General features: G+C 37.9%; 11 protein-coding genes. 6 read left to right on the top strand and 5 right to left on the bottom strand.

The window, feature by feature from the left end; genetic code table 11:
• Positions 1-33: 33 nt before the first annotated feature.
• From proQ to LDO73_RS09880, 6 genes are all read left to right on the top strand, one after another.
• A complete protein-coding gene (gene proQ / locus LDO73_RS09905; protein WP_224057736.1) occupies positions 34-720 on the top strand; it encodes an RNA chaperone ProQ in 687 nt (228 codons plus the stop codon).
• Positions 721-739: 19 nt separating this feature from the next.
• Entirely contained in the window at positions 740-2,785 is a 2,046-nt protein-coding gene (gene prc, locus LDO73_RS09900; RefSeq protein WP_224057735.1) for a carboxy terminal-processing peptidase, read from the top strand.
• A 224-nt stretch (positions 2,786-3,009) separates the two neighbouring features.
• Positions 3,010-3,750, top strand: coding sequence for a cell envelope biogenesis protein TolA (locus LDO73_RS09895; RefSeq protein ID WP_224057734.1), 741 nt, complete (start codon positions 3,010-3,012; stop codon positions 3,748-3,750).
• A gap of 189 nt (positions 3,751-3,939) precedes the next feature.
• Entirely contained in the window at positions 3,940-4,824 is an 885-nt protein-coding gene (gene htpX, locus LDO73_RS09890; protein ID WP_224057733.1) for a protease HtpX, read from the top strand.
• 874 nt (positions 4,825-5,698) lie between these two features.
• Entirely contained in the window at positions 5,699-6,829 is a 1,131-nt protein-coding gene (locus LDO73_RS09885; protein ID WP_224057732.1) for a M20 family metallopeptidase, read from the top strand.
• A 42-nt stretch (positions 6,830-6,871) separates the two neighbouring features.
• Positions 6,872-8,305 (top strand): YfcC family protein, encoded by a 1,434-nt coding sequence (locus tag LDO73_RS09880; protein ID WP_224057731.1) that lies wholly within the window; start codon positions 6,872-6,874, stop codon positions 8,303-8,305.
• A 553-nt stretch (positions 8,306-8,858) separates the two neighbouring features.
• Here LDO73_RS09880 and LDO73_RS09875 read toward each other — a convergent pair.
• The 5 genes from LDO73_RS09875 to LDO73_RS09855 all read right to left on the bottom strand — a co-directional run bounded on the left by LDO73_RS09875 (position 8,859) and on the right by LDO73_RS09855 (position 12,824).
• Complete coding sequence (locus LDO73_RS09875; protein WP_224057730.1) at positions 8,859-10,136, bottom strand: hypothetical protein; 1,278 nt, start codon at positions 10,134-10,136, stop codon at positions 8,859-8,861.
• 16 nt (positions 10,137-10,152) lie between these two features.
• Entirely contained in the window at positions 10,153-10,800 is a 648-nt protein-coding gene (locus LDO73_RS09870) for an NACHT domain-containing protein (protein WP_224057729.1), read from the bottom strand.
• 441 nt (positions 10,801-11,241) lie between these two features.
• Positions 11,242-12,231: a phage integrase gene (locus LDO73_RS09865; protein ID WP_006815279.1), complete on the bottom strand. Its 990-nt coding sequence runs from the start codon at positions 12,229-12,231 to the stop codon at positions 11,242-11,244.
• 93 nt (positions 12,232-12,324) lie between these two features.
• Complete coding sequence (locus LDO73_RS09860; RefSeq protein WP_154634718.1) at positions 12,325-12,537, bottom strand: hypothetical protein; 213 nt, start codon at positions 12,535-12,537, stop codon at positions 12,325-12,327.
• Entirely contained in the window at positions 12,534-12,824 is a 291-nt protein-coding gene (locus LDO73_RS09855; RefSeq protein ID WP_006815277.1) for a helix-turn-helix domain-containing protein, read from the bottom strand. The genes LDO73_RS09860 and LDO73_RS09855 overlap by 4 nt, the downstream gene beginning before the upstream one ends.
• Between the last annotated feature and the right edge of the window lie 70 nt (positions 12,825-12,894).

Here is a 12,894-nt window from a genome sequence, read left to right as displayed (position 1 = left end):
AGGTTGGCAAAATCGTTGTTATCAGGAAATTTCATGGAAAATCAACCTAAGTTGAATAGTAGTAAAGAAGTTATCGCATTTTTGGCAGAGCGTTTTCCACGCTGTTTTATCGCTGAAGGCGAAGCACGTCCGCTTAAAGTCGGAATTTTTCAAGATATCGTAGGGAACTTGACCGAAGAGGATGGTATTAGCAAAACGCAATTACGTTCTGCGCTGCGCATGTATACCTCTAGCTGGCGTTATCTTTACGGTGTTAAAGAAGGCGCAAAACGTGTTGACTTAAATGGAGATGACTGCGGTGAATTAGATGCAGAGCACATTGCCCATGCGCGTCAACAATTAGCTGAAGCGAAAGCGAGAGTCCAAGCGCAACGCGCAGAGCAACAAAAAACGCAAAAGCGTCCTGCTGCGAAAAAGCCTAGCGACAAAGCTCCTCGTCAAAATGATGCGAACAAAGAGAGCGCATCTCGTCGCCGTCCATCAGACAAAAAAGAACGTCCACAAAATACAGCTCCGAAAAACCCTCGTAGCAACCCAGCTGAAGAGAATTTGAAATCAGTTACTGATATCAACACACTGAAAGTCGGTCAGACTCTGAAAGTGAAAGTCGGTAGCAGTATGATGGATGCCTCTGTGCTGGAAATTGCCAAAGATGGTGTTAGGGTTCAATTGCCATCTGGTCTGGCAATGATTGTGCGCGCGGAACATTTAAAGTTCTGATACGGAGGTCACTCAGGTCATGAACAAATTACTCAAAGTTGCATTTGTTGTGAGTCTCGCGACTTTCGGCACCGCAATAGCTAATACTCAGGCAGTGACTCCGGTCACTGCTGCTCAGTTACCTCTTTTAAAACAGAATACACAGCACGGTACCGTGAGTGAGCGTGTGACATCCCGTTTTACGCGTTCTCACTATCGCCAATTCGATTTAGACAAAGAGTTTTCTGGGAAAATATTTGACCGTTATCTCAATATGATTGATTACGGACATAATGTTTTACTTCAATCCGATGTTGACCAGTATGCAAAAGATAAAGCAAAAACGGGTGAATGGCTTGAAGATGGCAAGTTAGATAAGTTCTATGACCTGTATAACCTTTCTCAGCAACGTCGCTTTGAACGTTTCAAATATGCACTCGCGCGTTTAGATCAACCGATTGATTTAAACGCGACGGATTCTATTGAGGTTGATCGTACTAAAGCACCTTGGCCGAAAGATAAAGAAGAACTAGACCGTTTATGGGACCAAAAAGTCCGCTATGATTGGTTAAGTTTGAAATTAACTGGCAAAGATGACAAAGAGATCAAAGACAAACTGACTAAGCGTTACAATTTTGCATTGAAACGCTTATCTCAGGCACAAAGCGAAGATGTATTCCAATTAATCATGAATGCGTTTGCTCGCGAAATTGACCCACATACCAGTTATTTATCACCTCGTAGCACAGAGCAATTTAACTCAGAAATGAGTTTATCCCTTGAGGGGATTGGTGCTGTATTACAACAAGATGATGATAATACGACAATTAATTCTTTAGTCGCGGGTGGTCCTGCGGCTAAAAGCAAAGAGCTAAAAGTCGGCGACAAAATCATTGGTGTTGGTCAAGTTGGTAAACCTATTGTTGATGTCGTGGGTTGGCGTCTAGATGACGTCGTCGCGTTAATCAAAGGGCCAAAAGGTAGCCAAGTTCGTTTAGAAGTTGTTTCAGATACAAAAGGTGCTAAGCCACGTATCATCACTATTGTTCGCGAACAGATCCGATTGGAAGATAGAGCTGTAAAACTGTCTATCAAACAGCAAGGTAAAGAGAAAGTTGGTGTATTAGATATTCCAGGTTTCTATGTTGGTTTGACCAATGATGTCAAAACTGAACTGCAAAAAATGGCGAAAGAGAATGTTTCGGCTCTTGTTATTGACCTGCGCGGTAATGGTGGTGGGGCATTAACAGAAGCGGTCGCATTATCTGGGCTATTTATTAACAAAGGACCGGTTGTTCAAGTTCGTGATAACAATGGTCAAGTTCGCCAAGATGCGGATGACGATGATGTTATCTATTATAAAGGTCCATTAGTTGTTCTGGTTGATCGCTTTAGTGCTTCCGCCTCAGAGATTTTTGCCGCAGCAATGCAAGATTATGGCCGCGCTTTAATTGTGGGTGAACCGACTTTTGGTAAAGGAACGGTACAGCAGCACAGAAGTTTAAGCCGCGTTTATGACCAAATGCTTAAACCAGAATGGCCATCATTAGGTTCAGTGCAATACACTATCCAGAAGTTCTATCGTGTAAATGGTGGAAGTACCCAGCGTGAAGGTGTGACGCCAGATGTAGTAATGCCAACAGGGCAAGATCCAGCAGAAACAGGTGAAAGTTTTGAAGATAACGCTTTGCCTTGGGATAGCATCCCAGCTGCGAATTACACTAAATCTGGGGACATTAATGCTGATCTATCTCCGATTAAAACCAAACATTTAGCCCGTATCAGTGTTGACCCTGAATTCAAATACATCGATGAAGATATTGCGCGTTACAAGTCATTGAAAGCGACTAAGAATCTGATTTCTCTGAACTATGCTCAACGTCAGAAAGAAGATAATGAAATTGATGCGACCAAACTGAAACGCATTAATGAGCGTAATACAAAACTTGGCAAGCCATTATTGAAGTCGATTGATGATTTACCGAAAGATTACGAAGCGCCAGATCCGTATTTAGATGAAACGGTGAAAATGGCAATAGATCTTTCGAATCAAAACACTAAGATGCTTTCTGGTGCCAAACAGTAAAAATAAAGAGTATTTTCTAGAGCCAGCGTAAGCTGGCTTTTTTATATCTAAAAATACATTAAGTAATTGATTTTAAAGCATTTAATTTTATTTGGTGTTTTATCTATAGCCTTAATTTCAACTAAACTTAAATTTTTATTTAAAAAATTATTGGGTTTTCTTTCGCTTTTTCAAAAGTATCCTACACTTCAGTTAGTAATATCCCTTATTAATGAGGCAAAACAATGCGTAAATTATCTGTAGGTTTATTAACTGTCATGGCGGTCATGATGTCGTCAATGGGTTCTGCGAATGCAAGTAACTACCCTTGTTCAGGCGCTAAAGGCGGAATTGCTCGTTGTGATGGCGGGCAATTTATCTGTAATGACGGAACGACCAGTCGTTCAGAGCAAGTCTGTACAAATGAGCTAAAAAACTCAATCAATAAAAGTGCAGGTATTGGTGCAGGTATTGGGGCGGGTGTGGTGAAGCAATCGAGCAAACCATCTGCGGTAGATTCTATCAAAGAGACAGGTGACAACATGAGTAAAACTGCAAAAGATAAAGCATCAAAAGCAACTGATAAGGCAAAAGCTGCTGAGAAAGAAACATCGAAAGCGGTGAAAGATAAGGCAAAAGCAACAGAGAAAGAGACCTCTAAAGCTGTAAAAGAGAAAGCGGATAAAGCCAAAGCTGCTGACAAAGAAACCTCTAAAGCTGTAAAAGAGAAAGCAGACAAAGCTAAAGCTGCCGACAAAGAATCTGCAAAAGCAGTGAAAGAAAAAGCAGATAAAGCCAAGGCTAAAGAGAAGGAAACCTCTAAAGCAGTGAAGGAAAAAGCCGACAAAGCTAAAGCGGTAGAGAAAGACAAAACCAAAGCAGCAAAAGATAAAGCAGACAAAGCGAAAGCTGACAAAGCTAAAGCTGCAGCGAAAACAACCGCAAAAGTATCTAAAGGCAAACCAAGCAAAGGTAAAGTGAGCTGATCATTTTCTCTTAGTGCTTTATGGTTATCATTCAATGCCGTTTATTAAAACGGCATTTTTTATTGCTGTGTGTAAAGATATGTTATTTTATGACTTTTTCCTGTTAATGGGCTTGAAATGGTGTGAAAAAACCTTATTTATAAAGTAAATTTGTCGTGATGTTTGTTTTTACCAAGGAACCTATAAAAAATGATGAGAATTGCTTTATTCTTGCTCACAAACTTAGCTGTTATGTTTGTGTTCGGGATTATTTTAAGTTTAACCGGGATACGTGGAAGTAGTGCTCAGGGGTTGCTGATCATGGCGGCACTGTTTGGGTTTGGTGGTGCATTTGTGTCACTACTTATGTCCAAATGGATGGCACTGAAGTCTGTTGGTGGTGAAGTTATCGAACATCCACGTAATGAGATGGAACAGTGGTTAGTTAACACTGTTAGCCGCCAATCCCAACAAGTGGGCATCCAAATGCCACAAGTGGCAATTTACCATGCTCCAGATATCAACGCATTTGCAACGGGCGCACGACGTGATGCTTCTTTAGTTGCGGTAAGTACGGGTCTATTGGAAAACATGAGCCGCGATGAAGCCGAAGCAGTTATTGCTCATGAAATCAGTCATGTCGCTAATGGTGATATGGTTACCATGACCTTATTACAAGGCGTTGTGAATACCTTCGTTATCTTCATTTCACGTATTTTGGCGCAAGTTGCAGCTGGCTTTATGTCAAACAACAATGACAATGAAAGTGAAAGCAGCAATGGTAACCCAATGGTTTATTTTGCCGTTTCGATGGTACTAGAAATCGTGTTTGGTATTTTAGCGAGCATCATTACGATGTGGTTCTCTCGTCACCGTGAGTTCCATGCGGATGCAGGCTCTGCAAAATTAGTCGGTAGAGAGAAAATGATCGCTGCACTGCAACGCCTGAAAACAAGCTATGAGCCACAAGAAGAAGGACGCTTGATGGCATTTTGTATCAATGGCCGTGGTAAAGCATTTAGCGAACTGTTTTTATCTCACCCTCCATTAGATAAACGTATTGAAGCATTACGTTCAGGCCAGTATCTGAAATAGCCTACGGTGTTAATGCGATAAAATGAAAGGGAAACGTCATGTTTCCCTTTTTTATTTGCTCATCCTACCTTTATCCCCACCGTATTCGATTTATCATTTTATCTAACTATTTCAGCGAATAGTGCCAGTAAAGTAGTGTGCTAGTAAAAGAAAGGTGACGGGTATTTTATGCTGAAGAGAGTTAAATAAATATACTGAAAGAAAATTGCACTCAGATTGAATGGTATTAAACCCTCAGTTTAAAAAATACGTCTATTTTTTAGGTGTTGATGTTTATTTATCAATTAAATGTTGAATAAATAGACTAAATACTTCTTTGTGGTTATTTTAATTTAAATAAAGTTAAAAAACAAATACGCTTTATTTGTGTTAAATGACGTGAATGAAAAAAATAAATATCCTGTGTAACGCTACATATTTATGGTTATCTAAAATTAATAGCATGCTATTAGTTACTGAAGATTATATACCATAATTAATATATTTATTTTATATATTTTTATAATTCATTGCTGTAACTATTATTTTTTGAAAGATTCAAAATCAATTGCATAATTATGCATTAATAATTATTTGTAATTTATTTATCTCTTATGTTATGGTGCAGAATCATCCTTTTTAATCAAGGTAAATGTTTTATTATCATTGGGTTGCTTATCATTGAGTTAAATCCCTCGTTACACGTCATTGTTGTATATGCATTAAAAGCGCATAGATAGTGCTGAATTTTTGCGCGTTAAATGGAATTTTTGACAATGTTATCGCCTATGCTAATAAACATTTCATTTTGTTTAAAATAAAAATTTTATCGCGCGGGAACCAATTTCCTCATTGATATACTTCGCCATAAAATAATAAATAATAGGAATTCAACATGCACAATGAATTTTTAGTACACGAAGCAGAGATGCTGGACTTATTAAAGCAAGTGGTTAATACAGAATCCGGTTCATACGATAAAGAGGGGGTTGATAATCACGCGGCATTTTGGTGTGAACGCTACCAATCAATGGGCTTTGAAGTTGAGATAATCCCAAATGAAAAATTGGGTAATAACTATCGCATTTATCACTCATCTACCACGCCTGAAATTTTGATTTTACTGCATCTTGATACTGTATTTCCAAAAGGCACCGTAGCAGAAAGACCATTTAGCATTGAGGGTGACAGAGCCTATGGCCCCGGCGTTATTGATATGAAAGGCAGTCATGTCATGGTGCATCAGGTGATCAAACAGCTTTATGCCTCCAACGATGAGCGTTACAAGAAAATTGAAGTGCTGTTGAACTGCGACGAAGAGATTGGTTCTATTTCGTCACGTTCAGTCATCGAGGAATGTGCAAAAGGCAAGCGCTATGCCTTAGTGATGGAGCCTGCGCGTGCTAATGGCGCTATTGTCAGTGCCCGTCGCGGTGTGGGTACCTATGTTCTGACCATTCAAGGCAAAGCGTCTCATTCCGGTATTGCCCCTGAGGCAGGGATCAGTGCTATTCAAGAACTTGCATTCAAAATCCAAAGTTTACATGCACTTTCTCAGCACAATAAAGGACTGTCGGTGAACGTGGGTCTGATCACGGGCGGAACATCAGTCAACACCGTCGCGCCAAATGCGCGTGCAGAAATTGATGTGAGGATCTCCTCTGAACAGCAAGGTCTTGAAATCGACAAGAAAGTACGTGAAGTGTGTAGCCAGCCTGTTTTAGAAGGCATTCAGCTTTCATTGACCGGTGGCATCAACCGCCCACCAATGGCAAAAACGGCACAAAGCGCTGAACTTATCGACATCATCAAACAAGAAGCCGACAAACTAGCAATTACACTGGATGACGTCTCTACAGGCGGTGGCTCTGATGCCTCATTTACCGCAGGTGTGGGTACACCAACGGTAGACGGTTTAGGTCCAATTGGCGGCTATCAACATAGTGACAAAGAGTACCTCGAAATTCCCTCTTTAACTGAGCGCGCTCAGCTATTTTTCAATGTGTTAAAACGCATTACGCAGTAATTATGACTAACAAAACAAATAATAATCCAACAGGATAAATCTATGGCAATAACATCAACAACACCACCACAAAAAAAGCGTTCTGATGGGATAAACCCGTATGTATTGCTTTTTTTCATCCTTGTCGCGGCAGCGGTTGCTACTTGGATTGTTCCGGCGGGGCAATATGCCTCAGAAACGAAAGTTATCACGACTATCAAAGATGGTGTGGAAACCCAAGTTAAGAGCTCCTATACCATTCCGGGAAGTTATGAGCGTTTACCTGAACAACATGGCGTTTTACCTGGGCAAGTTTTCACGTCGATTGCTGACGGCTTAGTGAAAGCTGCGCCGATCATTTTCCTGATTATCTTTACTGGGGGCGCGTTACATCTGCTTGAAACGACGGGCGCAATCAACAAAGTTCTGAGTAATATTTCACGCAGTAAAAAGCTCAATGACTTTTTGTTGATCACTATCTTCTTTGTGGTGTTCTCAATTTTGGGTACCACAGGGATTGTGGTGAACTCGATAATTGCATTCGTGCCAATAGGTTTATTGGTGGCGAAGTCAGTCGGAATGGATGACAAGTTTGGCGCAGCGATTGTCTATGTTGCGGCTTATTCAGGCTTTAACGCCTCGGTAATGGCACCGATGACCGTCGGGTTATCTCAAGGTTTAGCCGACGTTCCGCTGCTATCGGCATTTGGCTTCCGTACTGTGGTTTATATTAGCTTTGTGATTGCAGGGATTATCTTCTTAACTCTGTACGCGAAGAAAAGCCGTCGCCAAGGGATGGTGCGCCCAGAAGTACAGATTGATGACAGCCAATTTGAGACCTCAAAAATCTCTTTACGCCACGTCATAACATTATCCTATGCCGCATTCTGCTTAATTGGCTTTATTTTCGGTGCCATTGAATGGAGCTGGGGCGAAAAAGAGATGATGGCCATGTTTATCATCTTAGGCGTGGGTGTGGGCGTACTGAACAGAATGTCACCGAATGATATTGCAACCGGCTTCCTGAAAGGCTGTGCTGGCATGGTTGGTGGGGCATTTATCGTTGGAATGGCGCGAGCGATTGCGATTGTGTTAGCGGATGGCATGATCTTAGACACTATTGTGAATTCAATTATTTCACTAATGGATGGATTACCGAAAACATTATCTGCGCTTTCTATGTTCGGTACCGCTGCTATTATGCACTTCTTTATTTCTTCAGGTTCTGGTGAAGCGGCAGTTTTAGTGCCTATTTTCACCCCAATGGGCGATCTGTTAGAAATCACCCGCCAAACTACCGTTCAAACGGTATTAATGGGCGAGGGTGTCGTGAACTGTATTAACCCAACATCGGGTATTTTGATGGCGGTATTAGCGACATCGAAAATCCCATATACCAAGTGGTTGAAGTTTATCTGGCCGTTGGTCTTAACTTGGGTCATTATTTCGATTATCTCGATTGTTTACGCAGTCATGACGAATTTAGGCCCAATTTAAGTTCGCCCATCACGTTATTTAGACAGACAGGGTATTTATCAAAGCGCTACTCGAAAGAGTGGCGTTTTTTTGCGAACTAGTTTTGTTCTGTTCGAAGTGTAGGGTTAAAAAATATAACAAGAATAGATATTTTAACTTTTACGTTGATTTTTTGAAAATTATCCGATATGGAGATTCAGTTTTTAGAAATTGTTCATGAAGAAAGATATTACTACTCTGATGATCTAATCGAATATAAAATTTCAACTAAACTATTTAAGGTAAATAACACCATATAAAAATATTCGATTTTCTTATTCATATAAGTGTTAAGAATTGAATTGGGCTATTTGCTCTAAAATTTTCAATGGAAATAGGGTGTAAAACGGATTTTATATATTAAGATATGATTCAAGTCAACGTTAGTTGACTATATTAAATATTATAATGATTGAATAGATGCTTGAAATAAATATGAGTGTTAATTGTCTAAATAAGGTGTAAGCGTAGGGAAACTCCAATGCAATACTCTGTTTCAGAGTATTGCATTATAAATCCTATATCATTCAGGTTGTTACATTTTTTTTGCTCTAAATCTCTCTATAAATGAAACCTTCCTTTCAATTGGGGAAATATTTAGCTTTAGATAGTAGTCATAATAAATTACATTAAGCTTATTTTTCAGGATTGCAATCATTTCATTGATTAAATCAGTAGGAGCAGAGTCTAAAAATTCACGTAAAGGTACTTTATCCACTTTTTTTCTCTTTAGTAAACATTCAAGTGTATAATCTGAAACTGCAATTTCATTTATTATTTCTTGTGAGTAACTTGAATCCATCTCAGGGAAAAATGCGTGTACAATACCCAATATTTCATGCGTAGGTCCAATTATAGCTCTACCTTGCTTTTTATTATGTTTTCCAGATGTTTTTATAAATGCATCATCATATTTAATGTCTTTAGTTCCTCTAGGTATAAAAACAATAAATGATTTTTTAAACCAATAATTGATTATCTTCAATGCATCATTGTCGGTAATCTCAATTTTACCATTAATAGGTTTCGCACCTAATGATAAAATATATGGTTTTAATACATAATTAATTGAGTCAATTGGATCTATTCTTTTAAAAAACTCTAAAAAGTTGTGAATGTGTGAGGTTTCATTCATTGTTTTACTTATAAATGAGCAATACTCTTCTTTTTCACCATTACTAGATGGCCTCATTTTGACAAATGAGGCCGCATGATACTCTTGTATTGACTTATGGGGAAATGTATAGTTTTCTTCAGAGTCCTTTATTATTAAAGATGTTATGTCCTTTATGTCAAGAATGATGTTCTTTGATATTTTTTTATATTTAGCATCATTTTTTGTGTTTATATCAATTAATTCCATTGCTTCGAAAGCTTTTTCTTCCATTTTTTTTATGTCCATTGATGTTATTTCATCAAGTAGTGTTACAAAACAAAATGCACAAAAAAAACTATAGCTGCTTTCTCTATCAAACGTATTTTCTATCTTATGTCTATTTCTGAATTTTTTAATTTTATCATGCGTTTCATACATGACATCAAATATACTCTCATAAAATTGCGTGGTCTCATTTGGTATTATTTTCATGTATGGAAAACATTTTAGTAACAAAACAACTAGTATTGGTGTCTTCAATGAGGATGTGAATTTTATATTTTTTCTTAACGATAACTCTAAAGAGTTAACGTCTAAATTAACATTGGCTCTTTTTATTATTCCTATAACATCATCAAACTCCAAGTCAACAACTGTATATTGTTTTATACCTGGAGTATCACAAATTATAGTATCTGGTCTAGATGTAGTTATCACTTGAGTTTTCAAGTTTTCAAGTTTTCAAGTTTTCATTTATATCTACTATTTGTTTTAATAATGCATCTCTTTTGTTATTTTGGACTTCATCAAAACCATCAAGAAATATAACGACTCTACCAGATGATAATAGAGATTTTAAAGAGGTTTCTGTGCATTTAGTATTGGTTTCAAATATTAAATTCATTATTTCATCAATGATTGAATCTTTTTTCATTGAATGAAGATTTATGAAGAATGGGAGCTTATCACCAAATTCAATTTGATTTATTAACATTTCCCTAAGAATCGTGCTTTTTCCTTGTCCTGCAACTCCTGATATATTTGAAATATTGTCGCCTGTAAAATAAAAGTTATTATCTATAATTATTTCAGAATTACCATCACCTTTCTTCTTTTTTATTTTTATAGGGTAATAACTCTCACTAACGCTGATTTTATTTTCAGGATCCAGTAAAGTATACGTGAATAGATTTTTTTCTATGCAAACCTCTATATATTTAAGATATGAGTTATTATTTGAGAATATAGAGTCATATAGCCTCCGTCCTTCATCAGTACCATATTTCCATTTTATATTTTTTATTTTTTCAAATAATTTATCAGTTGATAATTTAGCAGCGGCGTTTACTAAACTAGTAACTATAATTTCGTTCAGTGCCATTTTTTTATTCCTTGCATATTAAATTATGTCAAATATATTAAATTTTAATAATGCAGGTCAAGTAATAGATTTCTTTTATTCAATGCGGATGGTTTCTCAATGTGAAAATTTCGTTTAGAAACTAAAAAGCATGAAATTTGTAATTCAGTACATCAATCAGCAAGAACAAAAAAGAATTGTTGCACGAGTAAAATACCATTACTGGCACGTTTCAGAGGCTATATTGTAGATACATGGATACTGGTCTATTTGCCGGCAAGGTAGGCTACATAGTGGATGTGATGTGGATGTTGTCTTATAAATTCATGTATAAAACAGTAAATTAGAGGCAAAAAAAGCCCCCTTCATAAGGCATAGCCAGCCTTGTCAATACAGGTCTGGCTATATAAATCAATGAGATATCACATGACTGTCATACTATAAAGCACCACAATAGCCCGTTTATGTGGATGGAATGTGGATGCTTTCGCGTAGTGGGTTACATGATATAGCCTCATTTAAGTAATCTGGCGCAAAGTGTGCATACGTCATTGTTTGCTGAATTGTTGCATGACCCATGATTTTTTGGAGTGTTAAGATATTCCCTCCGTTCATCATAAAATGAGCCGCGAATGTATGACGTAAAGCATGTACAGCTTGACCATGTGGTAAATCAGGTTTTACGTTTTTTAGTATCGCTCTATAAGTTTCATAGTCAGCGTTGAACAGTAAACCAGACTCTTTAATTTTTACTGCCTTCATTACTTCATCAGATATTGGAACGGTGCGATGCCTGCCGTTCTTCGTCTTCATAAAAGTAACTCGCCCATGTAATAAATTCTCGGCTCTTAATTGGGTTGCTTCACCCCATCTGGCACCGGTACTTAAACATAAAACTGTAATGCGCCAATAATCACCTTCAACAGCATTCAGTAATTTTTCAATATCACTTTTCGTCAAATAAGACATTTCGGGCTTTTCTTCTTTTAGCTTACTAAGCCCTTTGATTGGGTTGGTTTTAGAACATTCACCAATCTCTGCCAACGATGTGAAAATGCCCATTAACAAATTCAGCTCTCTATTGACTGTTGAAGCTTTCACTCCACTTTGCAGCCTATCTGACCGATATTGACCTAAAAGCTTAGGCGTTATCTGATATACGGAAGGGTTACCCATATCATTGATTATCTTTGTTACTGTTCTTTTGCGATTAGTCGAATATTTATTGTTACGCCCTTTATATATCCACCATATCTGAAAAATCTCAGACAGAGATCGGTAGTCTCGTGACTCACTATTCCACTCATCGCTATTTGCAGTAAGCATTACACTTCTTTCGAATGCTAAGGCATCTGCTTTCTTTTTAAATACCCGCTGGACTCGTTTTCCTTCTCGCCCCTGCGGTCTGATATCCACTTTGTAACGTCCACCTTCAAGCGCCTTAATAGTCATTGTTGCGCCCTCCGGTTAAACGAGGTGATTCTAAATTGTTAGTAAAAACATACTGTTGATAAATATTTAGCCAGCTTTTGTTATTAAAAGCAGCTAGATTATTTTCATAAGCCCATTGTGTGCGATAGCCGGTGAAATTTGACCGGCAGATGGAATAATTTTACCGGTTGTTAGCCATAGAGAATATTTACTAAGCCGCCGATGTTTTAAAATATTCTCAAAGCATAGCCAATTGATGTTACTAGCAATCGGTATATCTAAGTGTTCAACGGATAATGCTTCTTTAAGTTTTTCATTTAATGTCATGCTTGTTTGTCCTCATCAACTTCATAGTTTTTAGGGTCGTAAAGTGCTGGAGCTATTTGACCTGATTCAGGGGCTGTTTTCCCCGTAATAAACCACAGTGCATACTTTTCAAAGCGTGGGTGATTTAAAATTTTTGTGACAACATCCACATCTGGCATAGTTTTACCATTTTCATAACGCCATAATGCGTTAGTAGGAATACCAAGCATTTCAGCAACTTCCGGTCGACTTGAGAGTCTTTCGCTTTCGCGTATCAAAAGCAGTCTCTCTCCAATACTGATTTTCATATTGCAGTTCTCAACTATTTAGGGCAGAATTGATTTAAATTAAACACATTGGGGTAATTCATTGCAGAAA

Source organism: Providencia alcalifaciens (genome assembly GCF_915403165.1).
Lineage (GTDB): Bacteria > Pseudomonadota > Gammaproteobacteria > Enterobacterales > Enterobacteriaceae > Providencia > Providencia alcalifaciens_C.
This window is presented reverse-complemented; position numbering and strand designations above follow the sequence as displayed.